Raw genomic sequence first — 25,094 nt, forward strand, 5'->3', positions numbered from 1 at the left:
ATCACACACATTTGTCGGTTAGTGTCACCGGATGCTCGATGCCACCACCCGCTCTGGGGGCACCGCCACGGCCTCTCCCCGGGCCACCGCCGCGGAGCTCGCCGTCGCCGTTCCCCCGGCACCGACCGCCTCGCCCGCCGTACCCACCGGTTTCGCCGCCCGCTGCACGAGAGTTCTGCTCTCCCCGTGGTCGCGGCTGTCCCTGCTCGTCGCGCTGCTCGCCGCCGGCGCGTGCGGAGTGCTGCTCTTCGAGCCGCAGCGGCTGCTGACGGAGGGCTGGCCGCCGCAGCTCGGCGGAGCCGCGGCGGCGGCGGTGTTCGCGGTGGCGTACGGCGTGTGCACCGTGGCGTTCGTGCCGAGGCCGCTGCTGAACCTCGCCGCGGGCGCCCTGTTCGGTTCTCAGCTCGGCCTCGGCGTCGCCCTGGCGGGCACGGTGCTCGGTGCCGGGATCGCCTTCTGCCTGGGCCGGGCGCTGGGCCAGGACGCCCTGCGGCCGCTGCTGCGGGGGCGCTGGCTGAAGGCCGCGGACGGCCAGCTCAGCCGGCACGGCTTCCGCTCGATGCTGGCGGTGCGGCTGTTCCCGGGTGTGCCCTTCTGGGCCGCGAACTACTGCGCCTCCGTCTCCCGCATGGGCCTGCTGCCGTTCCTGCTGGCCACGGGCCTCGGTTCGATCCCGAACACCGCCGCGTATGTCGTCGCGGGCGCCCGCGCCTCCGCCCCGACCTCTCCCGCCTTCCTGATCGCCCTGGCGTGCATCGCCCTGCCCGCGCTGGCGGGCGTGGTGGTTGCCTGGCGCAAGCGGCACCAGCTGCGCCACCTCTGACGAACCGTCACACCCGCTCGGTCACACCCGTTCCAGCACCATGGCGTTGGCGAGCCCGCCCGCCTCGCACATGGTCTGGAGCGCGTACCGGGCCTTGCGTTCCCGCATCGCGTGCACCAGCGTCGTCGTCAGACGGGTACCGCTCGCACCGAGGGGATGCCCGAGCGCGATGGCGCCGCCGTGCACATTGACCCGGGCGAGGTCGGCGCCGGTCTCCTGCCGCCAGGCCAGTACGACGCTGGAGAACGCCTCGTTGACCTCGAACAGGTCGATGTCGTCGAGGGTCAGCGACGCCTTGCGCAGCACCTTCTCGGTCGCCGGGATGACGCCCGTGAGCATCAGCAGGGGGTCGGAACCGGTGACGGCGAAGCTGTGCAGCCGGGCGAGCGGGCGCAGCCCGAGCCGGGCCGCCGTCTCGCTCGACGTGATGAGCACCGCCGAGGCCCCGTCGTTGATCGGGCTGGCGTTGCCCGCCGTGACGTTCCACTCGATCTGCGGGAAGCGATCGGCGAAGACGGGGTCGTGGTAGGCGGGCTTGAGCCCGGCGAGGATCTCGGTGGTGCTACCGGGCCGTACGCACTCGTCGCGCGCGACCCCCTCCAGCGGCGCGACCTCGGCGTCGAAGAGCCCGCTCTGCCAGGCCGCGCCGGCCTTCTGGTGCGAGGAGACGGCGAAGGCGTCCATCTGCTCGCGGCCGATCGACCACTTGGCGGCGATCAGCTCGGCACTGATCCCCTGCGGGACGAGCCCCTCCGGGTAGCGCGCGGCGACCCCGGGGCCGAAGGGATCCGCGCCCGCGGGCACGTTCGACCACATCGGCACCCGGCTCATCGACTCCACCCCGCAGGCCACGACCAGGTCGTACGCGCCCGAGAGAACGCCCTGCGCCGCGAAGTGCACGGCCTGCTGAGAGGAGCCGCACTGGCGGTCCACGGTGGTCGCGGGCACCGACTCCGGGAAGCCCGCCGACAGCACGGCGTAGCGGGTGGTGTTCATGGCCTGCTCGCCGACCTGGTCGACGGTGCCGCCGATGACGTCGTCGATCAGCGCCGGGTCGATCCCGGACCGCTCGACGAGGGTGCGCAGGGTGTGGGCGAGGAGCTCCACGGGGTGGACGTGCGCAAGGGCGCCGTTCGGCTTGCCCTTGCCGATCGGGGTGCGTACGGCTTCGACGATGACTGCGTCACGCATGTGCGGGCCTCCACGACTACCGGTGAGTAGGAAATCCGAACTCACCGTAGCCCGCAGGGTTGGAAATTCCAACCCTCTTCTAGACTGAGCCCCATGGCCGCCCCCAAAGACCCGCGCCCCTGCTCCATCGCCGACACCCTGGCGCTCGTCGGCGAGAAGTACTCGCTGCTCGTGCTGCGGGAGGTGTGCCTGGGCAACGGGCGGTTCGACCAGCTGGTGCGCAACATCGGCGCCCCGCGCGACATCCTCGCCACCCGGCTGCGTCGGCTCGTCGACGCCGGAATCCTGGCCAAGCACCTCTACAGCGAGCGCCCGCAGCGCTTCGAGTACCGGCCGACCCGGGCGGGACTGGAGCTGGAGCCGGTGCTGATGACCCTCATGGCGTGGGGCGACCGCCATCTCCGGGCCGACGGTGACCGCCCGATGGTCCTGGAGCACTCCTGCGGCCGCCCCCTCGCCCCGGCCGTCACCTGCCGCGCCTGCGGCGACGAAGTGCGCCACGAGGACCTCACGGCCCGCCCCCAGGCGCCCGGCTGGACGGTGACGGGACCCACCGCCGCCTGATCATCGCTGGTCGCGAGCGGCTTCCAAACCCCTGTGTCCGAGCGGCCTCCTGGGGACGCTACGCTTCCCCCTCGGCACACATGATCCCCCGTTCATCGCAACGGCGGCCCGGTGCGCCCGTCGTCCGTCCCACGATCGGCACTTGGACTCCGCTACCTCATGTCTTGGTTCGAATCACTCATCCTCGGACTCGTCCAGGGGCTGACCGAGTTCCTCCCCGTCTCCTCCAGCGCCCACCTGCGCCTGACGGCGGCCTTCGCGCGCTGGGACGACCCGGGCGCGGCCTTCACGGCGATCACGCAGATCGGCACGGAGGCCGCCGTGCTGATCTACTTCCGCAAGGACATCGGGCGGATCATCTCGGCGTGGACGCGCTCGCTCACGGACAAGTCGCTGCGCAGCGACCCCGACGCCCGGATGGGCTGGCTCGTGATCGTCGGCTCGATCCCGATCGGTGTGCTCGGCGTGACGCTGAAGGACCAGATCGAGGGGCCGTTCCGCGATCTGCGGATCACCGCGACGATGCTGATCGGCATGGGCATCGTCCTGGGCATCGCCGACCGGCTCGCGGCCCGTGACGAGAGCGGCGGCAAGCACCGCGCGCCCAAGCAGCGCAAGGCCCTCGAGGACCTGGGCGTACGGGACGGCCTGATCTACGGCGTCTGCCAGGCCATGGCGCTCGTCCCGGGCGTCTCCCGCTCCGGCGCCACCATCAGCGGCGGCCTGTTCATGGGCTACAAGCGCGAGGCCGCGGCCCGCTACTCCTTCCTCCTCGCCATCCCCGCGGTGCTCGCCTCCGGCCTGTTCGAGCTCAAGGACGCCACGGAGGGCGGCCATGTCTCGTGGGGCCCCACGATCTTCGCGACGATCATCGCCTTCGGGGTCGGATACGCGGTGATCGCGTGGTTCATGAAGTTCATCTCGACCAAGAGCTTCATGCCGTTCGTCTATTACCGCATCGCGCTCGGCATCCTCATCATCGTCCTGGTCAGCATGGGTGCCCTGAGCCCGCACGCGGCCGAGTCGGCGGGCTGACCCGGGGTCCTGTGACCCGGGTCTCGTGACCAACCGCATAGCGATCGGGTAGCCGTCCGGTAGCGGGCTGTCAGTGGCTGCCCCTAGGCTTGTCCGCATGTCCCCCGATTTCGTGACCCCTGGTTCCGTGCGGTCCGCTGCCGAGGTCAACGACGAGATCCGTGCGCTGTGGCAGCGCACGGGCGGCACCCTGTCGGCCGAGGAGCGCGCGGAGTACGAGCTCCTCGTCGTCGAGTGGGCGGCCGCGATCCGAGGCGGCGTCGTCAGGGCGGCCTGAGCAGCTCCGCCAGCCCCCTCCCGACCCGTGACGCGAGGCTCCTAGGCGCGCAGCCGCGCCAGCACCTCGTCATCGACGTCGTACGGCCGCTCCTCGGGCAACAGCCCCGCGGCCGACTCCAGTCGACCCGCCCGCACCCGCCCGTGGATCTTCGCGGCGAGCGGCGTGACGTCCTCGATCCCCACGATCCACTCGTCCGCGTACCGCGCGGCCGCCTCCCCCGCCAGCCCCAGCTGAAGCGACCGGTACGGCAGCGGGTTGAGACGCACATCCCGTTCCGGATCCCACTGCACGCGCGTCGGCGCCTGCCTCAACTGCCGCTTCCAGTCGGCCCGGTCGCCATGCACAGCGGGCACGTGGTGGGACAGGCAGGCGTTGCGCAGCGCCCAGAGGAAGCCCGCACGGTCGATCTCGATCGCCAGGACCGTCTCCTGGCCCTCCTTGGTGCCCCAGCCGCAGCGGTACATCATCCACAGGAACGACGGCTTGATCCAGGTCATGCGCTCCCGCTTCCAGGACGACGGGAAGCGGCCGAGGCGGGCGGCGGGGCCGCCGATCTCCGGGCGGTAGGCCTGGTAGACGGTGATCGTGGAGTCGGTGTGGCGGGCGCGTATCCGGAATCTCGGTTCGTGTCGATCGTTCACGAGGGACAGGCTGGGCCCGGGTGCCCGTCGGCGGCCACCCAATATCGCACCCGCACGGCTCTTGGCCCACCCCCCGCCATGCCCAACACTGAGGCGATGACGCAGCGCGTGGAGCTCGCCACCGTGAGAGACCGACTGGCCGTCGACGGGCTGATCACCGACTACGCGGTGGCGGTCGACGACGGCGACTGGGAAGCGTACCGGGAGCTGTTCGCCCCCCGGGGACGGGCGGACTACCGCTCGGCCGGCGGCATCGAGGGAGAGGCCGGGGCGGTCGCCGCGTGGCTCGCGGAGAGCCTGCGGCTGTTCCCGATGCGGCAGCATCTGATCGTCAACCGGCGGGTGCGCTTCGGGATCTGGGAGCAGGACACCGGCGACACGGCCGAGGTCCAGGCCGACTACGTCAACCCCATGGCCACCGCCGGGCCCTCCCCCGACTTCGTGTGCGGCGGCCGGTACGGCTTCGCGGTGCTGCGCACGGACGACGGCTGGCGGCTGAGCGAGGTGGTCGTACGGGAGAAGTGGCGGCGCCTTCCCGAGCCGCGGACGGCACCTGTGGTCCACTGACCCGGCGTCCGGTGTCCTAGATCGTCCGCGGGGCGCACACTGGAGGCACCAGCGGGTAGGAGGCGCCTATGAAGACGCTCGGCCACTGGCTCGACTCCCCCCGGCGCCGCTCGGTCGCCGCGGCGGTCGCGGGCGCCCTCCCCGTCCTCGCCTTCCCCGCGCCGTCCCTGTGGTGGTGGGCGTACATCGCCCTGGTGCCCTGGCTCCTGCTGCTGCGCACCGCGCCGACCGGGAAGCGCGCCGCATGGGACGGCTGGTGCGGCGGTTTCGGGTTCATGCTGGTGATGCACCACTGGCTGCTGCCGAGCCTGCACGTGTTCACGTTCGTCCTCGCCGCCCTTCTCGGCGCCCTGTGGGCCCCGTGGGGCTATCTGGTGCGCCGTCTCCTGGGCGCCGTCCCCACCCGGGGACAGGTCGCGGTGGCGCTGCTGGTGCTGCCCTCGGGCTGGCTGGCCGTCGAGCTGGTCCGTTCCTGGCAGGGGCTCGGCGGCCCCTGGGGCATGCTCGGCAGCAGTCAGTGGCAGGTCGAGGCCGCGCTGCGGCTCGCCTCGGTCGGCGGGGTGTGGCTGCTCAGCTTCCTGCTCGTGGCCGTCAACGTCGCCGTCGCCGTCCTCGTCGCGGTCCGAAGGGCCCGGGTGCCCGCGGTGGCCGCTCTGGTCGTCACGGCCACTGCGGGCTCCGCCGCCTGGACGTTCTCGCCCCGCCCCGCCGTGGACGGCCAGGTCAGGATCGCCGTCGTGCAGCCGGGCGTCATCGCGGGCCCGGACAGCCGGTTCGCCCGCGAGGAGCAGCTCACCCGCCGGCTCGCCGGCCAGGACGTCGACCTGATCGTCTGGGGCGAGAGCAGCGTCGGCTTCGACCTCGGCGACCGGCCCGACCACGCCCGGCGGCTCGCGGACCTGTCCCGCGCGACGGGCGCCGACATCCTGGTCAACGTGGACGCCCGGCGCTCCGACAAGCCCGGCATCTACAAGAGTTCCGTCCTGGTCGGGCCCGACGGTCTGACCGGCGAGCGCTACGACAAGATGCGGCTCGTGCCGTTCGGCGAGTACATCCCGGCCCGGTCCCTGCTCGGCTGGGCCACCTCCGTCGGCAAAGCCGCGGGCGAGGACCGCAGGCGCGGCTCGCAGCCGATCGTGATGAACATCGGGGACGATCTGCGCGTCGGCCCGCTGGTGTGCTTCGAGACGGCCTTTCCGGACATGACCCGCCACCTCACGCGGGAGGGCGTCGACGTGCTGATCGGTCAGTCGGCGACGTCCACGTTCCAGCACAGCTGGGCGCCCGAGCAGCACGCGTCGCTCGCCGCGCTGCGGGCCGCCGAGACCGGCCGCCCCATGGTGCACTCGACCCTGACGGGCGTCTCCGCCGTCTTCGGCCCGGGCGGACAGCGCGTCGGATCGTGGCTCGGTACGGACGCCTCCGCCGCGCGGGTCTACGAGATCCCCCTCGCCCACGGCACCACGCCCTACGTGCGTCACGGTGACTGGACGGTGCACGCGGCGATGCTGATCCTCGCCCTGTGGGCCGCCGGCGAGGGCGTACGGACCCTGCGGCTCAGGCGGTCCGCTCCTGAACCGCGCGTACCACCCGCTCGCACAGTTCATGGGTCTCCAGCGCGTCCCGGGCGCTGAGCACCTTGCCCGCCCGGACCGCGTCGAGGAACGCGAGCACCGCCTGCTCGATCCCGCGCTGCCGGGCCACCGGCACCCAGTCCCCGCGCCGCCGCACGGTCGGCTGCCCCTTGTGGTCGACGACCTCGGCGAGGTTGACGACCTGCCGTTTGGTGTCCTGCCCGGACACCTCCAGGATCTCCTCGGCGGAACCGCTGAGCCGGTTCATCACGCCGAGCGCGGTGAAGCCGTCCCCGGCGAGCTGGAGCACCAGGTGGTGCAGCAGACCGTCCTGGACACGGGCGCGCACGGTCACGTCGTCGATCTCGCCGGGCACCAGGAACCGGAGGGTGTCGACGACGTGGATGAAGTCGTCGAGGATCATCGAGCGCGGGTCCTCCGGCAGCCCGATGCGGTTCTTCTGCATCAGGATCAGCTCGCGCGGATGGTCCGCGCACTGCGTGTAGCCGGGGGCGTGGCGCCGGTTGAAGCCGACGGCGAGGCTCACGCCGCGCTCCTCGGCGAGTGCCACCAGCCGCGCGGAGTCGTCGAGTTCGTAGGCGAGCGGCTTGTCGACGTACGTCGGTACGCCCGCTTCCAGGAGCCGCGTCACGATCTCCGGGTGCACGAGCGTGGGCGCGTGCACGAAGGCCGCGTCGAGGTCCGCAGCCAGCAGGGAGTCGAGGGTGGTGTGCCGCCGCTCCGGCGGGAGGTGGAGGTGGTCGGCGACCCGGTCGAGCGTGGCGGGCGTACGGGTCTGCAGGTGCAGTTCGACCCCGGGCTGGAAGGCGAGGACGGGGAGGTAGGCCTTCTGCGCGATGTCACCGAGTCCGATGCAGCCGACCTTCACGGGGTGATCTCCTCTAGCCGTTGCCTGCCGGGGTCTGCTCGGAAGCATACGGCCGCTGTGGGGGCGCCCAGTCCGCGATGCCGTCGAAGCTGCGCAGGAACAGGGCGGGCCCGGCCTTCGACAGTGCGGCCACGGCCGTGTCGCGCAGGGCGATACCGGCCCGGCTGCTCATGAGGCTGAGCCGGGCCGCCCTCACGGCCTGGCGCGCGATGGCGGTCGTACGCGGCAGCCGGGCGGCGGTGTAGGCGGCGAGGTCGTCGCAGTGGTGGGCGAGCACGACCGCGTCCTCGATCGCCTGGTTGCCGCCCTGGCCGAGGCTCGGTGGCATGGCGTGCGCGGCGTCGCCGAGCAGGGCGACCCGGCCGTGGTGGTAGGCGGGCAGGGGCTCGGCGATGTGGTGGACGTCGTGGCGCAGGACGTCCTCGGGGCGGGTGGCGGCGAGCACGGCGGGGATCGGGTCGTGCCAGTCACCGAAGCGGCGCAGCAGCTCGGACTTCTCGTCGTCGGGTGCCCGGCCGCCGGCGGGGGTCAGGGCGCCGCCGTAGGCGTAGACGCGGCCGTCCTTCAGCGGGTGGGTGCCCCAGATGCGGCCCCGGCCCCAGGTCTCGTGCGAGGCGAACCGGGCTCCGGGGACGGGGATCACGACCCGCCAGGTGGTGAAGCCGGAGTAGACGGGCCCCGGGTGGCGGGGGAAGAGTGCCCCGCGTACGGCGGACCGGAGGCCGTCCGCACCGACCACCAGGTCGGCTTCGAGCTCGCCGTCCGCGGTCGTGACGCGGGCCGGCCGGCCGGGGCCGCCGCTGTCGGCGAGGGCCGCGGCGGCGTCCGTGCGGACGGCGTCCGCCGGGAGCAGGGCGGCGAGACACTCGATGAGGGTGGCGCGGTGCAGCAGTACGAGCGGGCCGCCGAAGCGCGCGGCGGCGGCCTCGGCGGAGGAGCGGGAGAACCACCGCCCGCTCGGGGTGCGCAAGCCCCCGTCCCCCGACCAGGCGGCGAGGCCGCGGATCTCGTCGCCGAGGCCGATGACGTCCAGTGCGCGCAGGGCGTTGGGCGCGAGGGAGATCGCGGCACCGACCGGCTCCAGCGAGCGGGCGCGCTCCAGCACGGTGACCCGCAGGCCGCGCCGGTGCAGGGCGACCGCAGCGGTCAGGCCCCCGATACCGCCGCCGATCACGACGGCACGCCTCGGCTGTGTCATGGCTCCTCCTGGTATCCGACTACATCTGTAGTGACACCGTCGACGTTACTACAGGTGTAGTCAGACCGGTAGCGTGAGCCCCATGTCCGTACGCACCGCCGGCCCCGCCCGCTCCGACCTCGTCGCCGACACCGCGCTCGCCCTGCTCGCCGAGCGCGGGATGCGCGGCCTCACGCACCGGGCCGTCGACGAGGCGGCCGGGCTCCCCCAGGGCTCCACCTCCAACCTCGCGCGGACCCGGCAGGCCCTGCTGGAACTGGCGGTGCGGCGCCTGGCCGACCGTGAGGCGCGGGTGCTGGGGCTGCACGAGTTGCCGGACCCCCGGGCCGGGACCGGCCCCCTGGTGGACGCGCTGGCCCTGGCGACCCACCGGGCCCTGACGGGCAACCGCGCACTCACGCTCGCCCGCTACGAACTGGCCCTGGAGGCGACGCGCCGCCCCGAGCTGCGGGCCTACTTCGACGCCACCGGCGCCCGCTTCCGGGACCAGCTCTCCGTCCTGGTCACCGGCATGGGCTCGACGGACCCGGCCCGGCACACCCTGTCGCTGATCGCCTGGGCGGACGGGCTGATGTTCAGCTGCGTGGCGGGGTCGTTCGGTGCCGAGGTGCCGAGCCTGGACGAGGTGCGGGCCGGGCTGCGGGAACTGCTGGAGGGGATGCTCAGGGGCTGAAAATCTTGTGGTGCGCCAGGGGTGGCTCGGAAAGGATGGGTCCATGACGAACGAGCGCAGCATGCCCGCCCCCACAGCCGACGAACGCACCATGCTGGAGGGCTGGCTGGACTTCCACCGGCAGACCCTCGCCTGGAAGTGCGAGGGCCTGGGCGACGAGCAGCTCAGGTCCGCAGCGGTGGAGCCCTCCGACCTGTCCCTGATGGGGCTGGTGCGGCACATGGCGGACGTCGAGCGGAGCTGGTTCCGCCGGGTGCTGACGGGCGAGGACGTCGGGCCGATCTACTGGAGCGACGAGGACCCGGACGGCGAGTTCCACCTCACCGGGGCGGACACCTGGCAGGAGGCGTACGACACCTGGCAGGCCGAGATCGACACGGCCCGGCGCAACGCGGCCCGCTTCGGCCTGGACGACATCACCGAGGGCAAGCACCGGCGCACCGACGAGCGGTTCAACCTGCGGTGGCTCTACACCCACATGATCGAGGAGTACGCGCGGCACAACGGCCACGCCGACCTGATCCGCGAGCGCATCGACGGCGCGACCGGCGACTGACGTCACCCCCGTCACGCCCGAGCCCTTCGTACAGGGTGCGAGATCACCCGTCCGGGGCATCGTCCGCCCGTCCGCCGCCCCATCTCGGGCCGGACGCACCAGAGTTGCGCGGGTGCATCGAACGACGACCACAGCGACGCTCCTGGTAACCGTGGCGGTCTCGGCCCTCTCCGGCTGTACGACGGTCCCGCATCCCCCCGCGCCGGGGCCCTCGGCGGTGCCGTCCGGGCCGTCGGCGCCGCAGCCGGAGAGGGAGGCGGAGACGCAGGTCGTGCAGGCACCGGCCCGTGAGGCCCTGCAACTCATCGAAGAGGCGTCCCGTCGCCCGGAGCCGGCCGCTTCGGTCCCCCGCCCGGCCACGCCCCCGGCGGCCTCGCCGGAACGCGGGCAGCCGCAGCCCGGCCACCGCGGCGTCCGTCCGCACCCCCCGCGTCCGGAACGCCCCGAGCCCGCCCCGCACGGCCCCCAGCGGTCGCACGCCGGCCTGCCCGACGTCTCCGAGTCGGTACGGCGGGACGTCGAGAAGAGCGTCCCGGACAGCTCCCACGTGTGCGCGCTCGGCAGGCGCTACGGGGGGTGGCGGGCGGACAGCCCGGAGGCGACGATCTGCCGCGACGCGTACGGGCGTTGATCTGCCGTGTCAGGGCCGCTGGCGTGGCGGTGTCCACGTTCCCGGGCCGCCCTCTCCCAGCCGGGACTCCAGCCGTCCGATGGCCGCCCGCACGCCGCCGCCGTAGCTGTCGTCGGCGAGGGCGGTGGCGGCTTCCCGGGCCCACCGCAGGTGCGTGCGGGCGGCATCGCGCCGACCGAGTCTGATGTAGTCGTCCGCCAGGTTCAGGTGCAAGGAGGGGTAGAACGCGGTCACCGCGGTCAGCGCGGGGCCTTTCTCCCTGGCCTCCTCGGCCGCCGTCAACGCGCGCAGGTCCCAGGCCAGTTCGTCCGCCGGGTCGTCCTGGGTGTCGGCCAGGTAGTGGGCGAGGGTGCAGCGGTGCAGCGGGTCGCCGTGCTCGCCGATCTCCGCCCACAGGCCGAGGAACCGGTGCCGGGCCTCCTCCCGGTCCCCCGCGTGGTGCAGCATGACGACCTGCCCGATCCGCGTCAGCACGGCATCCGGCACCGCCTGCCCCTGTCGCTCCGCCACGACACCCTCCGCGCACTCGCCGGCTGTTCCCGCCGACGCTAACCGCAGGCGAGGGCGATCCGGCTCAGGCGGCTCCGGACACCGCCGGGCCCGTCACGGACGTACGGCCGGCGCGCCTCAGCCCAGGTTCGGGATCGTCCAGTCGATCGGGGTGTGGCCCTGCGCCGCCACCGCCTCGTTGATCTGCGTGAAGGGACGCGAGCCGAAGAACTTCTTCGCCGACAGGGGCGAGGGATGCGCGCCCTTGATGACCGCGTGCCGGGACTCGTCGATCAGGGGGAGCTTCTTCTGCGCGTAGTTGCCCCACAGCACGAAGACCGCCGGGTCGGGGCGCTCGGCCACGGCCCGGATCACGGCGTCGGTGAACTTCTCCCAGCCCCGGCCCTTGTGCGAGTTGGCCTCGCCGCCGCGGACCGTGAGCACCGCGTTGAGCAGCAGCACGCCCTGCTCGGCCCACGGCATCAGATAGCCGTTGTCCGGGATCGGCGTGCCCAGCTCCTCATGCATCTCCTTGTAGATGTTGCGCAGGGACGGCGGGATCCGCACACCCGGCCGGACCGAGAAGCACAGCCCGTGCCCCTGCCCCTCGCCGTGGTACGGGTCCTGGCCGAGGATCAGCACCTTGACCCCCTCGTACGGCGTGGCGTCCAGCGCGGCGAAGACCTCCTCGCGCGGCGGATGGACGGGACCCTTCGCCCGCTCCTCCTCGACGAACTCCGTCAGCTCCTTGAACCAGGGCTGCTGCAGCTCGTCACCCAGAACCCCGCGCCAGGACTCGGGCAGCATGGCGATGTCGGTCACGTCAACGTCCTCACGATGTGCGGTCACTTCAGGCCACAGAACCTACAGGCGACCACTGACAACGTGCCCGGGAGAGCCCGAGGCCGGCCCGCTACCAGGCCGTCTTGCGGTGCAGCTCCCACAACATCATGATCGTCGACGGGTCCAGGGCCCGCTCGGCGCCCGAGACGTCCCGGCTCGCCGCCACGTACTGCCGGCCCTGCCACAGCGGCAGCAGCCGCGCGTCGTCCACGAGGATCTGCTGGGCCTCCTCGAACTCCTTCACCACGTTCGCGCGGTCGCTCTCCCGGCGCGACCGGGGCAGCAGGTCACCGGTGATCTCGGGGGCCGGGTAGGGCGTACCGAGAGCGTTCTGGTTGCCGACGAACGGCGCGATGAAGTTCTCGGCGTCCGGGAAGTCGGGGAACCAGCCGCGTCCGAACACCGGATATTCGCCCTTCTGGTAGCCCTCGACGTACGTCTTCCAGGGGCGGCTCTTCAGGCTGATCGTGAACAGGCCGGAGGCCTCGAGCTGGCGTTCCAGCTCCTTGAACTCCCCGGCGGTCTCGGAGCCGTAACGGTCGCTCGTGTACCAGAAGGTGAGCGGGACGCGCTGGTTGATGCCGGCCTCGGTGAGGATCTTGCGGGCCTTGGCGACGTCGGGGTCGCCGTAGTCGTCGAAGAAGCCCGTGGTGTGGCCCGTGAGGCCCTTGGGGACCATGGAGTACAGCGGGTCGACGGTGTCCTTGTAGACCTTGTGGGCGATCGCCGCCCGGTCGACGACCTGCGCGATGGCCTGGCGCACGGCCTTCTTGTTCGCCCAGGGGTCCTTCGGGTTGAACACCAGGTAGTTGATGTCGGTGCCGGTGCCCTCGACGAGCTGGATCTCCTCGTCCGTGGAGGTCTTGCTCTGGAGCTCGACGACGTCACCGGCGGCCAGACCGCGGTAGGTCACGTCGATCTCCTTGTCCCGCAGGGCCTTGACCATGGCGTCGGAACCCTGGAAGTACCGGACGGTCACGGCGTCGTTGCGGCGCTCCGCGTAGCCCTTGTAGGCGTCGTTGCGGACGAGGACGGCTTCCTTGCCGTCGGAGTACGAGTCGAGGGTGTACGGCCCGGACCCGACCACGTCACCGCTCTTGCGCAGGCTGTCCTCCGGGTAGGCCTCCGGGGACACGATCGACATGGCGGGGGTGGCGAGCACGAACGGGAAGGTCGCGTCGGGCTTGTTGAGGTGGAAGATCACCTCACGGTCGTTCGGCGCCTGGACCCGTTCGAGACTGCCCAGCAGTCCGGCCGGGCCGCCGTTGACGTTGATCTTGCGGATCCGGTCGATCGAGTACTTCACCGCTTGGGCGTCGAGCGCGTCGCCGTTGGAGAACTTCAGGCCCTCGCGCAGCTCGCAGCGGTACACCTGGTTCGAGGAGTCGCTGAAGCCGCAGCTCTCGGCGGCGTCGGGCTGGGGCTCGCTCGACCCGGTCGGATAGCTCAGGAGCGTTTGGTAGATGTTGCGGAACAGCTCCCAGGAGCTGTCCCACGAAGCGGCAGGGTCGAGCGTGCTGGGCGCACTGGTGGTGCCCACGACGATCGGTCCTTCGTCCTCCGGGGTGTCGGACGACAGCACGCCGCATCCGGCGAGCAGGGACGATATGGACGCGATGGCCGCCACCCGCCGCAGGCATCGATTCCGGTTGAACACGCGCACGCTCCTCGATCTGCCATACCAAGGGTCGGCAGACCATACCGCAGTGCCGCGCCCGTCGGCCCTCCCCGGTGCATGACCTCTTGATCGATAAACCTTTGACGACGTTGTCATCGCCCTTTGCGATGCCTTTACGCCGACACGGGCGCCGTTCGTGTCAACGGGCGCCCGTGCCGATCCGCGTGCGCGGTCCCCGTCAGCCGGTCCCGGCGTTGAGGAAGATGCCGCCGTCCACGACGAGCGTCTGGCCGGTGACCCAGCCGGACTGCTCGGAGGTGAGGAACGCGGCCGCCCCGCCGATGTCGGCGGGCACGCCGAGCCTGCCCAGCGGGTAGGCCGCGGCGGCCTCCTCCTCCCGGCCCTCGTACAGGGCCTGGGCGAACTTGGTCTTCACGACCGCCGGGGCGATGGCGTTGACCCGCACCTTCGGCGCGAACTCGTGCGCGAGCTGCACGGTCAGGTTGATCATCGCGGCCTTGCTGACGCCGTACGCGCCGATGAACGGTGAGGGCGAGAGGCCGGCGACGGAGGCGATGTTGACGATCGCGCCGCCGTTGTCCTTCTGCCAGGCGTGCCAGGTCCGCTGGGCGAAGCCGAGCGCCGAGACGACATTGGTCTCGAAGACCTTGCGGGCGACGTTCAGGTCGAGGTCGGCGATCGGCCCGAACACCGGGTTGGTGCCCGCGTTGTTGACCAGGTAGTCGACGCGGCCGAAGGCCTCCATCGTGCGCTCGACGGCGACGGCCTGGTGGGCCTCGTCGTGCGCCTTGCCGGCGACGTAGACCGCGCGGTCGGCGCCGAGCTGCTCGACGGCCTCCTTGAGGGCGTCCTCGTTGCGGCCGGTGATGCACACGCGGTCACCGCGCGCGACCAGCGCCTCGGCGACGCCGTAGCCGATGCCGCGGCTGGCGCCCGTGACGAGGGCGACCTTGCCGGAGAGTTCCACGGAAGTCATGTTCTTCGTCCCTTAGTCGAGCGGTCCGCCGGCCACGTACAGCACCTGGCCGGAGACGAACCCGGCCGCCTCGCCGGTGAAGAAGGCGATGGCGTTGGCGATGTCCTCCGGCTCGCCCACCCGGGCCACCGGGATCTGGGTGGCGGCGGCGGCCTTGAAGTCCTCGAAGCCCATGCCGACCCGGTCGGCGGTGGCCTTGGTCATCTCGGTGGCGATGAAACCGGGGGCGACGGAGTTGGCGGTGACGCCGAACTTGCCGAGCTCCTTGGCGAGGGTCTTGGTGAAGCCCTGCAGACCCGCCTTGGCGGCCGAGTAGTTCACCTGACCGCGGTTGCCGAGCGCGGACGACGACGACAGGTTGACGATCCGGCCGAAGCCCGCGTCCACCATGTGCTTCTGGCAGGCCTTGGACATCAGGAAGGCGCCACGCAGGTGCACGTTCATGACGGTGTCCCAGTCGGAGACGCTCATCTTGAACAGCAGGTTGTCACGCAGCACTCCCGCGTTGTTGACCAGGATCGTCGGCGCGCCGAGCTCCTCGGCGATCCGGGCGACGGCCGCCTCGACCTGTGCCTCGTCCGAGACGTCGCACCCGACCGCGAGGGCCTTGCCGCCCGCGGCGGTGATCTTCTCGACGGTGTCCTTGCAGGCCGCCTCGTCGAGGTCGAGCACGGCGACCGCGCGGCCCTCGGCGGCCAGTCGTACGGCGGTGGCGGCACCGATACCGCGCGCGGCACCGGTCACGACGGCAACCCGCTGCTCAGTGGTGGACATGACTGCTTCTCCTCAGGTGAGCGACCGCTTAGTACCTTCAGTGGGTGTGACGCTAGAAGCCCTGGCACGCGGTGTCAACGGCCGAGGGCGGCATGTGATCCATCACCCGGACCCACCCTGCCCGGCGGCGTCCCCCGGGAACCCGATCGGCCTACGGCGGCGCGCCGCCGTGCCCCTCGGCGCATAGCGTCGGAGCGCGAGCCACTCGCGGCCGGAAGAGAGGCACTCCATGCACCGTCGTACCGGCGCCATAGGCACACTGTTCGCGATCGCCGCGATCGTGCCGTTGGCCGACCCCGCTCATGCCCGGCAGGACCTGAACTGCCGTGACTTCTCCTTCCAGGAGGACGCGCAGTCCTTCTTCGACGCGGATCCGAGCGATCCCCACAGACTCGACGAGGACCAGGGCCCGGACGACGGCATCGCGTGTGAGGCCTTGGCCCACCGCGGTGTCATCTCCCCCACCACTTCGCCCCACCCCTTCCCCAGTCCCTTCGTCAGTCCCGCCATCAGCCCCTCCGCTCCCGTCACCGCCAGTCCCACGAGCGCCCCGACCCGGGGCGTGCGAGGCGGGATCGGAGGTGCGGTGGCCTCCGGGCCGAGCGACTGGGACGTCGCCATCGGCCTGACCTTCGCGGTGGGTGCCGCCGTCGCCGCCGGTTACGTGGTGAAGCGCCGCCGACGCTGACGGCCGGGGGCTTGCGTCATCTCACCAGCAGGTCCAGCAACCGCTCGGTCTCCGCCGCCGGGTCCGTGGTCAGGCCCGTGTGCACGGGGCCGGGCTGGACGATCGTGGAGCGGGGGGCGACGAGCCAGCGGAAGCGGCGGCCCGGGTCGTCGGAGGCCGCCTGGCCGGCCGCGGTACCGCCCGCGCACAGCCCCTCCACGGCCCTCAGGGCGGCTCGGACCCCGGCCACGTCGGCCCGGGGGTCGAGGGCCAGCAGGCGGGTCTCGTCGAGGTGGGTGCGGGCACCGACGTAGGCCTCGGCGCGGCAGTAGACCAGGACGCCGGCGTTGATGCACTCACCGCGTTCGACGCGCGGGACGACGCGCAGAACGGCGTACTCGTAGACGTGGCGGTCCCGCGGCCCGCCCTTGATGATGTGCCGGTCGTTCACTTGAGCCCCTGGATGCGGTCGTGGATGACGGCGGCCCGGGCGAGCAGCGGTCGCGCGTAGGCCCGCCTCAGGTCGTCCGGAGTGGCGAAGCCGGGTTCGTCCGTGAGCCAGGCGTCCGGGATCTGCGCGGTCACGTCGGCGAGGAGTTCCTCGGTGACCAGGGGTGCCGACTCGGCGGCGGCGGAGGCGACATCGGGCGCGAAGGACGCCAGCGCGTGGTCGGAGGCGTCGTACGGGCGCGCGGCTGAGGCCTCCACGCCGGGCCAGTTGTGGTGCCAGATCATCGACGCGCCGTGGTCGACGAGCCACAGCTCGTCCCGCCACCTCAGCAGGTTGGGGTTGCGCCAGGACCGGTCGACGTTGTTGATCAGCGCGTCGAACCAGACCACACGTCCGGCCTCTTCGGGGCTCACCGAGAAGGCGAGCGGGTCGAAGCCGAGCGCGCCGGAGAGGAAGTCCATGCCGAGGTTGGTGCCGCCGCTGGACCGGAGCAGGCTCTGCACCTGCTCGTCGGGTTCACCGAGCCCCAGCTCCGGGTCGAGCTCGACGGTGACCAGGCGCGGCATGCGCAGCCCCAGGCGGCGGGCGAGCTCCCCGCAGACCACCTCGGCGACGAGTGTCTTGCGGCCCTGTCCCGCGCCGGTGAACTTCAGGACGTAGGTGCCGAAGTCGTCGGCCTCGACGAGACCCGGCAGCGAACCGCCCTCGCGCAGAGGCGTGATGAACCGGGTCGCGATCACTTCCTTGAGCATCGCCCCAGGTTACTGACGCCGGCCCGGACCCCGGCGTCGGCCTCGCGGCGCCGGCCCCGGAACCCGACAGCGAACCGACAGCCCGGCTTTACCCACGCCCCTCCCCGGACGGGTCAGGATTTCGACGGTGTCTGAACAGCCGGTCCCCAGGGGCCGTACCTCTCGGCAGATCACGAACCCCCGGAAGGAACGTCAGCATGACCAGCGAATCAGTTCAGCCGATGTCGGGACCGAACCGCCGTACCGTCGTGGCGGCGGTCGGCGCGGCGGGGCTCACCGTGGCGCTGACAGCGTGCGGCTCTGACGACAAGGCGTCCGAACCGTCCACCGGACAGAGCGCCGGAGGCGGCGGCGCGACGAACACCGAGGGCGGTTCGTCCGCCGGAGCGGGAGCCGGTGGTGCGGCGCTCGCGAAGACCGCCGACATCCCCGAGGGCAGCGGGAAGATCTTCAAGGAAGAGAAGGTCGTGGTCTCCCAGCCGGCCGCGGGCGACTTCAAGGCCTTCTCGACGATCTGCACCCACCAGAACTGCCCGATGGTGGACCTCAAGGACGACATCATCTCCTGCACCTGCCACGGCAGTCAGTTCTCCGTCCTCGACGGCAGCGTGAAGAAGGGCCCCGCGGTCAAGCCGCTGGAGGCGAAGCAGGTGACGGTGAACGGCGACTCCATCACGCTCGCCTGACCCCACGCGGACGCTCCAGACACGCCAGCACCTCGTCCGTGGTCGCGACCGTGGCGACCAACGCGAGGGTGTGCCGGATCATCGCGGGGGTGTAGTCGGACGGCACCCCCGCGATGGCGTCCGCCGGGACGACGACGGTGTAGCCGAGGTTGACGGCGTCGAACACGGCGTTGGGCACGGCCACGTTGGCCGAGACCCCGGTGACGATCAGCGTGCGGCAGCCGAGGTTGCGCAGCAGCGGATCGACGTCGGTGCCGTGCAGGGGTGACAGCCCGTGCAGCCGCCGTACGACGAGGTCCTGCTCGGTGACCTCGATCGGGGCGGCCACCCGGACCGCCGGCGTGCCGGACAGCTGCTGGACGGGCAGGCGTGCGGCGGCGCGGAAGAGGCGGGCGTTGCGGCCGGCGCCACGGCCGTCGGGGCGGCGCTCGGCGACGGCGTGGACAACCTGGACACCGACGTCATGGGCGGCGGCCACCAGGCGGGCGACATGGTCGAGGGCTCCGCCGGCGCGTGCCTCGGCGGCGAGTGCGGGCAGTGCGCTGTCCGCCCCCACGACGCCCTCCTGGCACTCGACGGTGAGCAGCACGGTGGTGTCCGGATCGAGCAGTTCGCTGAGCGCTTCGTACGAGGGCACGTCTCCCCCTGTCGCCGGCGGCTGGGCGGGCGAGCGTAGCCACCGTTGCGCACGGACGGAAGAGCACTCATCCTTTTCTGACGTGATGTCAGAGGATCTCCTCTGGCACGACGTGGGAGAAAGAGGGGGAGCATGACCGTCATGCAGCAGCGCCGGGGCCGGAAGATCATGATGACGCCGGGCGAGCTGGACGATTTCCTGACCACACAGCGCACCTGCCGGGTCGCCACGGTGTCGGCCGACGGCGCGCCGCACGTCAGCACCCTGTGGTTCGCCTGGGACGGCGCCTCGATGTGGTTGTACTCGGTCGTCCGCAGCAAGCGGTGGACCGACCTGCGGCGCGATCCTCGCGTGGCGATCGTGGTCGACACCGGCGAGGAGTACGACGAGCTGCGTGGGGCCGAGCTTTCCGGCACCGTCGAGTTCGTGGGCGAGATCCCGCGCACGGGCGAGCTGCGCGCCGAACTCGACGTGCCGGAGACGCTGTTCGGGCGGAAGAACTTCGGTCTGGAGGAGATGCCGCACGACGGCCGGCACGCCTGGATCCGTCTGACGCCACAGAAGATCGTCTCCTGGGACTTCCGCAAGCTGGCCGGGCAGCAGGTCTGACGGGGGCGTTCAGCCGACGCTCTCCCCCGCCGCCCGCAGGGCCTTCACCGCCGCCCGGATCGAGGGGCGGCGGTCCGCGTCCGCGCGCCAGACCACGTACACGTGCCGCCGGACCCGCTGCCTGAGGGGGACGGTCACGACCCCGGCGGGGACGGGTCGGCGGCCGAGCACCGGGGCGATGCACACGCCGAGGCCCGCGGCGACCAGCGCGAGCTGGGTGTGGTTCTCGGCGGCGCGGTGCCCGACGATCGGCTCGACGCCCTTGGAACGCAGCGTGAACATCAGCCACTCGTGGCAGAACTCGCCCTCGCCCCAGGTGATCCACTCGTCGTCGGCGAACTCGGCGAGATCCACCTCCTCGCGCTCCGCGAGCCGGTGGCCCACGGGCATGGCGACCTCGGCGGGGTCGTCCAGGATCGGCGCCTTGACCAGCCCGTCGGGCAGCGCCATCGGCTTGTTGTACCAGTCGAGCACCACGGCGAGGTCGAGGTCGCCCCGCACGACTCCGGCGATGCCGTGCTCCGGTTCGAGCTCGCAGGAGCGCAGCCGGAGCGCGGGATGCTGCTCGCGCAGCGCGGCCAGCGCGTGGGGGAACAGGCCGCGTGCGGCGGTCGGGAACGCCGAGAGTCTGAGCTCGCCGACGACCTGCCCGCGCTGGGCCTCCAGATCCGACTGGGCGAGTTCGACCTGGGACAGGATGCGCGCGGCATGCTCGGCGAGCAGCCGGCCCGCGTCGGTGAGCCGCACGCCCCGGCCGTTCTTGGCCAGCAGCTGCTGGCCGACATCCCGCTCCAGCTTGGACAGCTGCTGCGAGACGGCGGAGGTCGTGATGTGCAGGCCCTCGGCCGCACCGCTCACCGAGCCGTGCCGGGCGAGGGCGTCCAGGGTGCGCAGGCGCTCCAGGTTCAACATGTAAGCAATGCTACGCAGTACCGAGTGTGAAATCTCGATTGTGCTACGAGGTTCCGGTGCAGCATCGTGGCCGGCATGAGCACCGTCACCACCCCGCCCGGCCGGGTCGCCGGCGTCCCGTCCGCACCGCCCCGTCGCCGTCTCGACTGGCGTCTCCGATTCGCTGCCCTGTCCCTGATCTGGGGCTTCAGCTTCCTCCTCATCAAGGTGGGCACCCACGGGTACGCGCCGTTCCAGGTGACGCTCGGCCGGTTGGTGTTCGGCACGGCGGTGCTGGCCGCCGCGATGGTGGTGCGTCGCGAGCGGCTGCCGCGCGGGGCACGCCTCTGGGGACATCTGGCGGTCGCCGCGTTCCTGCTGAACGCCCTGCCGTTCTCCCTGTTCGCGTACGCCGAGCTGACCATCCCGTCGACGCTGGCGGGCATCTGCAACGCGACCTCACCGCTGTGGGGCATGGCGCTGTCGCTGGTGGCCCTGTCGGAGGACCGCCCGACCCGGGTGCGGGTCGCGGGGCTCGGGCTGGGCTTCCTCGGGGTGCTCACGGTGCTGGGCGCCTGGCAGGGCTTCCACGGCCTGGACGCCACCGGAACGGCACTGGCCCTGCTCGCCTCCCTCAGCTACCCGATCGGCTGGATCTACGTCCGCCGCACCCTGGCCGGCACCGGCCACTCGCATCTGTCGATGACCGGCGCCCAGCTGCTGCTCGCGACGGCCCAGCTGGCCGTCGTCACGCCGCTGTTCACGACCCTGCCCACCCGCGTGTCCGTCGTGCCGCTGCTGGCGATCGCCGCCCTGGGCGCCCTGGGCACCGGCCTCGCCGTGCTCCTGCAGTACGGCCTGGTCGCCGAGGTCGGCCCGACGACCGCCCAGATGGTCACGTACTTCGTCCCGGTCATCGCCACGGCCGCGGGCGTCGCCCTCCTCGGCGAGGCGGTCACCTGGTCGACACCGGTCGGGGCGCTGATCGTCCTGACGGGCGCGGCGCTCACCCAGGTGCGACCGAAGCCCCGTCCGGCACCTCAGCCGTAGCTGCGGGGCGGCCCTAGGGGGTGTCCGCAAAGTCGCGTCGTTCGCCCGGAGGGCGGGCCCCAGGGACAAAGCCGGTGCCCCGGTCGTGACCCCGGGCCGGGCCCCCTGGGGCCAAGGCCGGGTGTCCCACTCACAGCTCCACGTTGGTTCCCGAGGGCCGAGGTGATGTCTGCGCGGGCCGAGGCCGTGTCTCAGTCGTAGCTGCGCGCGGGGGCGGGCCCGACGGCCGAGGCGATCGCGTCGGCCAGCGCCTCGATCTCGTCGCCGGCGAGCGTCGAGACGGTGACCCGGATGCCGGGCGGCGCGCTCAGCCGGAAGCGGGCGCCGGGGGCCACCGCCCAGCCGGCGTGCAGCAGCCGGGCGACGGCGCCGGTCTCGTCCGGCACGGGCACCCACACGTTCATGCCGCTGCGCCCGTACGCCACGACACCGCGCCGGTCGAGCGCGCCGATCAGCGCGTCCCGCCGCCGCCCGTACGACGCCGCCACCTCCGCCGTGTCCACCGCGCCGTCGGCCCACAGCCGGACCAGGGCCCGCTGCATCAGCCGGCTCACCCAGCCCGGTCCGAGCCGGTGCCGCCCGCGGACCCGGTCGACGGTGACGTCGTCCCCGGTGAGTACGGCGAGCCGCAGATCGGGGCCGTACGCCTTGGCGGCAGAGCGCACGAACGCCCAGTGCCGGGTCGTGCCGGCCAGCGGATGCAGGGGCACGTCGACGATGCCGTGGCCGTGGTCGTCCTCGATCAAGAGGACCTCCGGGTGCTCGCGCAGCACGGCTCGCAGGGCACGCGCGCGTGGGGCGCTCACCGCGGCGCCGGTCGGGTTCTGCGCCCGGTCCGTGACGATCAGGGCCCGCGCCCCGGCCTCCAGCGCCCGGCGCACGTCCTGTGCGCGCGGCCCCTCGTCGTCGACGCCGACGGGGACGGTCCGCAGCCCGAGCGCGGGCACGAGATCGAGGGTGCGGCCCCAGCCGGGGTCCTCGACGGCGACGGTGTCGCCGGGCTTGAGGTGGGCCGCCAGCACCCGTTCGACGCCGTCGAGGGCCCCGGAGACCACGGCGAGCGGCCCGTCCGGCACCCCGTCGGCGTCGAGCCCGGCTCGTGCGATCCGGGCGAGCTCCGGCTCCACGGGGGTGTCCCCGTAGAGCACGGGCGCCCGGTCGCCGTCGGCGGCCGCCGCCGCGAACGCGCCGGCGAGCGGCGGCAGCAGCGCCGGGTCGGGGTTGCCCTGCGCGACGTCCCGCACGCCCTCGGGGACGTCCACCCTGATGTGATCCCGCCCGGTCGTCGCCGGTGCCGGCCGCACCCGGCTTCCGCGCCGCCCCGCGGTCTCGATGACCCCGCGCTCGCGCAGGGTCCGGTACGCGGCCGCGACCGTGTTGGGGTTCACCCCCAGTTTCTCCGCCAACTGCCGCATGGGAGGCAGCAGTTGACCCGGCCGCAGCTCACCGGCCCCTACCGCGCGCTCGATGCTCGCGGAAATGTCCGCTGCGCGACGCCCACTGATCGGATACTCTCCTAGCACAAAGTAGATTATGCACTAGTGCAATGGAGAACGCCATGCAGGGGACCGCGCAGACGCCGTCGCAGCCCGACACCGGTTACCGCCCGACCGACCGCACCGTCCCCACCCGCTCCCCGGACCGGGCCTCGTACGACAGGGAGTTGGTGCACTCGATACTCGACGAGGCCTACGTCTGCCATCTCGGGTTCGTCCGCGACGGGGCGCCGGTCGTGCTGCCCACGCTGTACGCCCGGGTCGGCGAGCGGCTGTACGTGCACGGCTCGACGGGCTCGCGTCCGCTGCGGGCGGCCGGTCAGGCCGACCCCGGCCTTCCGGTCTGCCTGACGGTCACGCACGTCGACGGTCTGGTCCTGGCCCGCTCGGCCTTCCACCACTCGATCAACTACCGGTCCGTGGTGGTGCACGGCGTCGCCCACGACGTGACGGACCCCGAGGAGAAGCGGCAGGCCCTGGACGCGCTGGTGGACCACGTCGTGCCCGGCCGCTCCGCCGACTCGCGGCCCGCCGACAAGAAGGAGCTGGCCGCCACCGCCGTGATCCGCCTGGACCTGGACGAGGTCTCCGCGAAGCTCCGCACCGGCGGCGTCAACGACGAACCGGAGGACCTCGCGCTCCCCCATTGGGCCGGTGTCGTCCCGGTACGGCGCACCTACGGCGCGCCGGTCCCCGACCCTGGCCTGGCTCCCGGCACCGAACTGCCCGGCTACCTCGAAACCCTGTGATGCTGGTCCACCCCTGGGACGCGCCCCGCGACGACACCGAATGGCAACAGTGGCTGGCAGGTCACGACTTCGGCCAGCTCGCCGTCAACGGCCTGCCGGGCGAACCGCCCCACGTCCAGCCCCTGCACTTCGCCTACGACGCCGGGCGCCGCGAGGTCGTCACCCACCTCGCCCGCCCGAACCCGCTCTGGCGCGCGCTGGAGGCCCACCCGGACGTCCTGCTGAGCGTGGTCGACGACTACGTGTTCGTGCCCGGCCCCTGGCAGGCCGCTCCGGACGTCCCGCCCGAGCACGGCACCCCTACGAGCTTCTACGCGGCCGTACAGCTCCGCTGCCGCGCCCATGTCGTGGACGACCCGGCGGAGAATGCCGCGCTCCTCAACCGCCAGGTCGACCACTTCCAGCCGCGCGGCGGCTCCGCACGGGCAGCGGCGGGTCAGGCCCCGTACGGCAGGATGCTCGCCGGCATTCGTGGTCTGCGCCTCGAAGTGACGGACGTGCGGGCCAAGTTCAAGTACGCGAACCACAAGCCGGCCGAGATCCGGGACCGGATCGCCGCGGGCCTCGCGGCCCGCGGCGGTCCGGGCGACTCGAGGGCTCGCGACCATCTCCTGCGCAGGCGGGAGGCGTAGGCCGCGGGGCCCCGCCTCACCCAGCCATCACCGGCTCCTCGCGCGTCCGGGCACCTCGCGCCTCCCCCACCGCGAGGCCCGCCACCGAGCCGAGCATCAGCAGCGTCCCGGCCAGTGTCGCCGCCGTGAGGTGCTCGCCGAGCAGGACGACGGCGAGCACCGCCGCGCTCACCGGTTCGAGCAGCATGATCACCGAGACGGTGGCGGACCGTACGACGGCCGCGCCCGCGAAGTAGAGGCCGTAGGCGAGCGCCGTGGGCACGGCGGCGACATAGGCCAGCAGAAGGAGGAGCCTGCCGGGATCCCCGGTGTGCGGCAGCAGTCCCTCGGCCAGGGCGAACGGCAACAGGCACAGGCTCGTGACGGCGAAGGCCCCGGCGGTCGTCCGGGAGGCGTCGGCCTCGCCGTCGCGGCCCCACCGGCGGATGAGCAGTGTCATCACGCAGTATCCGGCCGCGGACAGCAGCGCGAGCAGCACACCCACCGGGTGTACGGCCGTGCCTCCGCCCCCGAGGACGAGAACCGCGAGCCCGGCGAGGGCACCCACGACGGCGACGGTGCCGCCCCGGCCCAGGCGCTCGGCCAGGGTCAGCCGGGCGCCGAGCGCGATGAGGACGGGGCCCGCGCCCAGGGTGACGACGGTGGCCACGGCGAGGCCGGTGGCGGAGACGGCCGCGAAGTACGCGGTCTGGAAGACGGCGAGCCCGAGCCCGGTGACCCCGGCCCGCAGCACCCGGCGGCCGAGCGGCTCCCGCACGGGCGTCGCGGCGCGCGGCCGCATGAGGCGGACGGCGAGCAGCAGCACGAGACCGGCGGCGCAGCGCCAGAAGGAGAGGGCGACGGGCCCCATGTCACTGGCCCGGTAGACCAGAGAGGCGGCCGCGCCCGCGGTGCCCCAGGCGACACCGGCGACGATCAGATAGAGGAGGCCTCGCCCGATGGGCAGGCCGGAGGCAGTGTTCGACACGTGTTCTCTCCGCAGACGCGCACGGCGTGCCGCACCCGCGTCGGGCGGCGGCTGGTGCGCGGAAGTTCGGGAAGGGCCCCGGATCAGTAAGGATCAGCGGGGTCCGCGGACTTCGTCTGCGGGCAGCACCGTTCGGCCCGGCGGCCAATCGCCGGGCACGGTTT

The 25,094-nt window shown here is 72.4% G+C and carries 30 protein-coding genes; 15 read left to right on the top strand and 15 right to left on the bottom strand.

Translation table 11 applies throughout. The annotated features are described in order from the left end of the window. Positions 1–31 precede the first annotated feature (31 nt). The gene (locus tag ACIRDU_RS22835; RefSeq protein WP_403582133.1) at positions 32–823 is read left to right on the top strand and encodes a TVP38/TMEM64 family protein; all 792 of its coding nucleotides are present in this window, start codon (positions 32–34) and stop codon (positions 821–823) included. Between the two features lie 21 nt (positions 824–844). On the opposite strand, the gene ACIRDU_RS22840 is transcribed toward ACIRDU_RS22835, so the two are convergent. After that, a complete protein-coding gene (locus tag ACIRDU_RS22840; RefSeq protein ID WP_403582134.1) occupies positions 845–2,014 on the bottom strand; it encodes a thiolase family protein in 1,170 nt (389 codons plus the stop codon). Positions 2,015–2,107: 93 nt separating this feature from the next. Here ACIRDU_RS22840 and ACIRDU_RS22845 point away from each other — a divergent pair, with 93 nt between their 5' ends. The 3 genes from ACIRDU_RS22845 to ACIRDU_RS22855 all read left to right on the top strand — a co-directional run bounded on the left by ACIRDU_RS22845 (position 2,108) and on the right by ACIRDU_RS22855 (position 3,890). Beyond that, positions 2,108–2,578, top strand: a complete 471-nt coding sequence (locus tag ACIRDU_RS22845; protein WP_403582136.1) for a winged helix-turn-helix transcriptional regulator — start codon at positions 2,108–2,110, stop codon at positions 2,576–2,578. Between the two features lie 159 nt (positions 2,579–2,737). Continuing rightward, on the top strand, positions 2,738–3,613 hold the full coding sequence (locus ACIRDU_RS22850) for an undecaprenyl-diphosphate phosphatase (RefSeq protein WP_403582138.1): 876 nt from the start codon (positions 2,738–2,740) through the stop codon (positions 3,611–3,613). Between the two features lie 97 nt (positions 3,614–3,710). Continuing rightward, positions 3,711–3,890, top strand: coding sequence for a hypothetical protein (locus tag ACIRDU_RS22855; RefSeq protein WP_030835735.1), 180 nt, complete (start codon positions 3,711–3,713; stop codon positions 3,888–3,890). Positions 3,891–3,931: 41 nt separating this feature from the next. Here the strand turns inward: ACIRDU_RS22855 and ACIRDU_RS22860 are convergent, their stop codons facing one another. Next, positions 3,932–4,534, bottom strand: a complete 603-nt coding sequence (locus ACIRDU_RS22860) for a DUF4291 domain-containing protein (protein ID WP_403582139.1) — start codon at positions 4,532–4,534, stop codon at positions 3,932–3,934. A gap of 96 nt (positions 4,535–4,630) precedes the next feature. Between ACIRDU_RS22860 and ACIRDU_RS22865 the strand changes: the two genes are divergently transcribed. Together ACIRDU_RS22865 and lnt are read left to right on the top strand one after the other, a co-directional pair. Further along, on the top strand, positions 4,631–5,101 hold the full coding sequence (locus ACIRDU_RS22865; protein ID WP_403582140.1) for a nuclear transport factor 2 family protein: 471 nt from the start codon (positions 4,631–4,633) through the stop codon (positions 5,099–5,101). A gap of 68 nt (positions 5,102–5,169) precedes the next feature. Continuing rightward, complete coding sequence (gene lnt / locus ACIRDU_RS22870) at positions 5,170–6,735, top strand: apolipoprotein N-acyltransferase (protein WP_403582142.1); 1,566 nt, start codon at positions 5,170–5,172, stop codon at positions 6,733–6,735. Here lnt and ACIRDU_RS22875 read toward each other — a convergent pair. After that, the gene (locus ACIRDU_RS22875) at positions 6,659–7,564 is read right to left on the bottom strand and encodes a Gfo/Idh/MocA family protein (protein ID WP_403582143.1); all 906 of its coding nucleotides are present in this window, start codon (positions 7,562–7,564) and stop codon (positions 6,659–6,661) included. The genes lnt and ACIRDU_RS22875 overlap by 77 nt on opposite strands. A gap of 13 nt (positions 7,565–7,577) precedes the next feature. Beyond that, positions 7,578–8,762 (bottom strand): FAD-dependent monooxygenase, encoded by a 1,185-nt coding sequence (locus ACIRDU_RS22880; protein WP_403582145.1) that lies wholly within the window; start codon positions 8,760–8,762, stop codon positions 7,578–7,580. Positions 8,763–8,844: 82 nt separating this feature from the next. Between ACIRDU_RS22880 and ACIRDU_RS22885 the strand changes: the two genes are divergently transcribed. The 3 genes from ACIRDU_RS22885 (at position 8,845) to ACIRDU_RS22895 (ending at position 10,622) form a co-directional block, all read left to right on the top strand. Next, positions 8,845–9,435: a TetR/AcrR family transcriptional regulator gene (locus tag ACIRDU_RS22885; RefSeq protein ID WP_403582146.1), complete on the top strand. Its 591-nt coding sequence runs from the start codon at positions 8,845–8,847 to the stop codon at positions 9,433–9,435. Positions 9,436–9,478: 43 nt separating this feature from the next. Then, positions 9,479–9,991 (top strand): DinB family protein, encoded by a 513-nt coding sequence (locus tag ACIRDU_RS22890; RefSeq protein ID WP_403582147.1) that lies wholly within the window; start codon positions 9,479–9,481, stop codon positions 9,989–9,991. A gap of 112 nt (positions 9,992–10,103) precedes the next feature. After that, positions 10,104–10,622 (top strand): hypothetical protein, encoded by a 519-nt coding sequence (locus ACIRDU_RS22895; RefSeq protein ID WP_403582149.1) that lies wholly within the window; start codon positions 10,104–10,106, stop codon positions 10,620–10,622. A gap of 9 nt (positions 10,623–10,631) precedes the next feature. Here ACIRDU_RS22895 and ACIRDU_RS22900 read toward each other — a convergent pair whose 3' ends face one another. The 5 genes from ACIRDU_RS22900 to fabG form a co-directional block, all read right to left on the bottom strand. Next, positions 10,632–11,132, bottom strand: a complete 501-nt coding sequence (locus ACIRDU_RS22900; protein ID WP_403582150.1) for a hypothetical protein — start codon at positions 11,130–11,132, stop codon at positions 10,632–10,634. A gap of 117 nt (positions 11,133–11,249) precedes the next feature. Beyond that, positions 11,250–11,933 carry a uracil-DNA glycosylase gene (locus ACIRDU_RS22905; protein WP_033307412.1) on the bottom strand — a complete coding sequence of 228 codons (684 nt, stop codon included), beginning with the start codon at positions 11,931–11,933 and terminating at the stop codon, positions 11,250–11,252. Between the two features lie 91 nt (positions 11,934–12,024). Next, complete coding sequence (locus tag ACIRDU_RS22910; protein ID WP_403582152.1) at positions 12,025–13,611, bottom strand: ABC transporter substrate-binding protein; 1,587 nt, start codon at positions 13,609–13,611, stop codon at positions 12,025–12,027. Between the two features lie 199 nt (positions 13,612–13,810). Beyond that, positions 13,811–14,569 carry an SDR family oxidoreductase gene (locus tag ACIRDU_RS22915; RefSeq protein WP_403582154.1) on the bottom strand — a complete coding sequence of 253 codons (759 nt, stop codon included), beginning with the start codon at positions 14,567–14,569 and terminating at the stop codon, positions 13,811–13,813. 12 nt (positions 14,570–14,581) lie between these two features. Continuing rightward, positions 14,582–15,343: a 3-oxoacyl-ACP reductase FabG gene (gene fabG, locus ACIRDU_RS22920; protein ID WP_031143260.1), complete on the bottom strand. Its 762-nt coding sequence runs from the start codon at positions 15,341–15,343 to the stop codon at positions 14,582–14,584. Positions 15,344–15,572: 229 nt separating this feature from the next. Between fabG and ACIRDU_RS22925 the strand changes: the two genes are divergently transcribed. Further along, positions 15,573–16,031 (top strand): excalibur calcium-binding protein, encoded by a 459-nt coding sequence (locus tag ACIRDU_RS22925; RefSeq protein WP_403582155.1) that lies wholly within the window; start codon positions 15,573–15,575, stop codon positions 16,029–16,031. A 16-nt stretch (positions 16,032–16,047) separates the two neighbouring features. Here ACIRDU_RS22925 and ACIRDU_RS22930 read toward each other — a convergent pair whose 3' ends face one another. Both ACIRDU_RS22930 and ACIRDU_RS22935 read right to left on the bottom strand, forming a co-directional pair. Beyond that, entirely contained in the window at positions 16,048–16,461 is a 414-nt protein-coding gene (locus ACIRDU_RS22930; protein WP_403582156.1) for a DUF3037 domain-containing protein, read from the bottom strand. Next, on the bottom strand, positions 16,458–17,213 hold the full coding sequence (locus ACIRDU_RS22935; protein WP_403582158.1) for a HipA family kinase: 756 nt from the start codon (positions 17,211–17,213) through the stop codon (positions 16,458–16,460). The genes ACIRDU_RS22930 and ACIRDU_RS22935 overlap by 4 nt, the downstream gene beginning before the upstream one ends. Positions 17,214–17,410: 197 nt before the next feature. On the opposite strand from ACIRDU_RS22935, the gene ACIRDU_RS22940 reads away from it, so the two are divergent. Continuing rightward, a complete protein-coding gene (locus ACIRDU_RS22940; protein WP_403582160.1) occupies positions 17,411–17,899 on the top strand; it encodes a Rieske (2Fe-2S) protein in 489 nt (162 codons plus the stop codon). Here the strand turns inward: ACIRDU_RS22940 and ACIRDU_RS22945 are convergent. Further along, the gene (locus tag ACIRDU_RS22945; RefSeq protein WP_403582162.1) at positions 17,886–18,536 is read right to left on the bottom strand and encodes a cysteine hydrolase; all 651 of its coding nucleotides are present in this window, start codon (positions 18,534–18,536) and stop codon (positions 17,886–17,888) included. The genes ACIRDU_RS22940 and ACIRDU_RS22945 overlap by 14 nt on opposite strands. A 132-nt stretch (positions 18,537–18,668) precedes the next feature. On the opposite strand from ACIRDU_RS22945, the gene ACIRDU_RS22950 reads away from it, so the two are divergent. Then, entirely contained in the window at positions 18,669–19,145 is a 477-nt protein-coding gene (locus ACIRDU_RS22950; protein WP_403582164.1) for a pyridoxamine 5'-phosphate oxidase family protein, read from the top strand. 9 nt (positions 19,146–19,154) lie between these two features. Here ACIRDU_RS22950 and ACIRDU_RS22955 read toward each other — a convergent pair whose 3' ends face one another. After that, entirely contained in the window at positions 19,155–20,057 is a 903-nt protein-coding gene (locus ACIRDU_RS22955) for a LysR family transcriptional regulator (RefSeq protein ID WP_403582165.1), read from the bottom strand. Positions 20,058–20,132: 75 nt separating this feature from the next. Here ACIRDU_RS22955 and ACIRDU_RS22960 point away from each other — a divergent pair, with 75 nt between their 5' ends. Then, entirely contained in the window at positions 20,133–21,086 is a 954-nt protein-coding gene (locus ACIRDU_RS22960; RefSeq protein ID WP_403582167.1) for a DMT family transporter, read from the top strand. Positions 21,087–21,277: 191 nt separating this feature from the next. On the opposite strand, the gene ACIRDU_RS22965 is transcribed toward ACIRDU_RS22960, so the two are convergent. Then, a complete protein-coding gene (locus ACIRDU_RS22965) occupies positions 21,278–22,609 on the bottom strand; it encodes an aminotransferase class I/II-fold pyridoxal phosphate-dependent enzyme (protein WP_403582169.1) in 1,332 nt (443 codons plus the stop codon). A 35-nt stretch (positions 22,610–22,644) separates the two neighbouring features. On the opposite strand from ACIRDU_RS22965, the gene ACIRDU_RS22970 reads away from it, so the two are divergent. After that, entirely contained in the window at positions 22,645–23,331 is a 687-nt protein-coding gene (locus tag ACIRDU_RS22970) for a pyridoxamine 5'-phosphate oxidase family protein (protein ID WP_403582229.1), read from the top strand. Further along, positions 23,331–23,963: an FMN-binding negative transcriptional regulator gene (locus ACIRDU_RS22975; RefSeq protein WP_403582171.1), complete on the top strand. Its 633-nt coding sequence runs from the start codon at positions 23,331–23,333 to the stop codon at positions 23,961–23,963. The genes ACIRDU_RS22970 and ACIRDU_RS22975 overlap by 1 nt, the downstream gene beginning before the upstream one ends. A 16-nt stretch (positions 23,964–23,979) precedes the next feature. Here the strand turns inward: ACIRDU_RS22975 and ACIRDU_RS22980 are convergent, their stop codons facing one another. Then, a complete protein-coding gene (locus tag ACIRDU_RS22980) occupies positions 23,980–24,930 on the bottom strand; it encodes a DMT family transporter (protein ID WP_403582172.1) in 951 nt (316 codons plus the stop codon). Positions 24,931–25,094: the final 164 nt, after the last annotated feature.

The sequence above is a fragment of the Streptomyces sp. NPDC093598 genome (assembly GCF_044764825.1).
Classification (GTDB): Bacteria; Actinomycetota; Actinomycetes; order Streptomycetales; family Streptomycetaceae; genus Streptomyces.

Excerpts from the sequence above, each read along its gene's own strand:
- ACIRDU_RS22975 (WP_403582171.1), top strand. The coding sequence starts at position 23,331 with ATGCTGGTCCACCCCTGGGACGCGCCCCGCGACGACACCGAATGGCAA.
- ACIRDU_RS22960 (WP_403582167.1), top strand. The coding sequence starts at position 20,133 with ATGAGCACCGTCACCACCCCGCCCGGCCGGGTCGCCGGCGTCCCGTCC.
- ACIRDU_RS22840 (WP_403582134.1), bottom strand. The coding sequence starts at position 2,014 with ATGCGTGACGCAGTCATCGTCGAAGCCGTACGCACCCCGATCGGCAAG.
- ACIRDU_RS22890 (WP_403582147.1), top strand. The coding sequence starts at position 9,479 with ATGACGAACGAGCGCAGCATGCCCGCCCCCACAGCCGACGAACGCACC.
- ACIRDU_RS22940 (WP_403582160.1), top strand. The coding sequence starts at position 17,411 with ATGACCAGCGAATCAGTTCAGCCGATGTCGGGACCGAACCGCCGTACC.
- ACIRDU_RS22855 (WP_030835735.1), top strand. The coding sequence starts at position 3,711 with ATGTCCCCCGATTTCGTGACCCCTGGTTCCGTGCGGTCCGCTGCCGAG.
- ACIRDU_RS22880 (WP_403582145.1), bottom strand. The coding sequence starts at position 8,762 with ATGACACAGCCGAGGCGTGCCGTCGTGATCGGCGGCGGTATCGGGGGC.
- ACIRDU_RS22955 (WP_403582165.1), bottom strand. The coding sequence starts at position 20,057 with ATGTTGAACCTGGAGCGCCTGCGCACCCTGGACGCCCTCGCCCGGCAC.
- ACIRDU_RS22835 (WP_403582133.1), top strand. The coding sequence starts at position 32 with ATGCTCGATGCCACCACCCGCTCTGGGGGCACCGCCACGGCCTCTCCC.
- ACIRDU_RS22865 (WP_403582140.1), top strand. The coding sequence starts at position 4,631 with ATGACGCAGCGCGTGGAGCTCGCCACCGTGAGAGACCGACTGGCCGTC.
- ACIRDU_RS22925 (WP_403582155.1), top strand. The coding sequence starts at position 15,573 with ATGCACCGTCGTACCGGCGCCATAGGCACACTGTTCGCGATCGCCGCG.
- ACIRDU_RS22915 (WP_403582154.1), bottom strand. The coding sequence starts at position 14,569 with ATGACTTCCGTGGAACTCTCCGGCAAGGTCGCCCTCGTCACGGGCGCC.
- fabG (WP_031143260.1), bottom strand. The coding sequence starts at position 15,343 with ATGTCCACCACTGAGCAGCGGGTTGCCGTCGTGACCGGTGCCGCGCGC.
- ACIRDU_RS22845 (WP_403582136.1), top strand. The coding sequence starts at position 2,108 with ATGGCCGCCCCCAAAGACCCGCGCCCCTGCTCCATCGCCGACACCCTG.
- ACIRDU_RS22850 (WP_403582138.1), top strand. The coding sequence starts at position 2,738 with ATGTCTTGGTTCGAATCACTCATCCTCGGACTCGTCCAGGGGCTGACC.
- ACIRDU_RS22885 (WP_403582146.1), top strand. The coding sequence starts at position 8,845 with ATGTCCGTACGCACCGCCGGCCCCGCCCGCTCCGACCTCGTCGCCGAC.
- ACIRDU_RS22935 (WP_403582158.1), bottom strand. The coding sequence starts at position 17,213 with ATGCTCAAGGAAGTGATCGCGACCCGGTTCATCACGCCTCTGCGCGAG.
- ACIRDU_RS22970 (WP_403582229.1), top strand. The coding sequence starts at position 22,645 with ATGCAGGGGACCGCGCAGACGCCGTCGCAGCCCGACACCGGTTACCGC.
- lnt (WP_403582142.1), top strand. The coding sequence starts at position 5,170 with ATGAAGACGCTCGGCCACTGGCTCGACTCCCCCCGGCGCCGCTCGGTC.
- ACIRDU_RS22950 (WP_403582164.1), top strand. The coding sequence starts at position 18,669 with ATGACCGTCATGCAGCAGCGCCGGGGCCGGAAGATCATGATGACGCCG.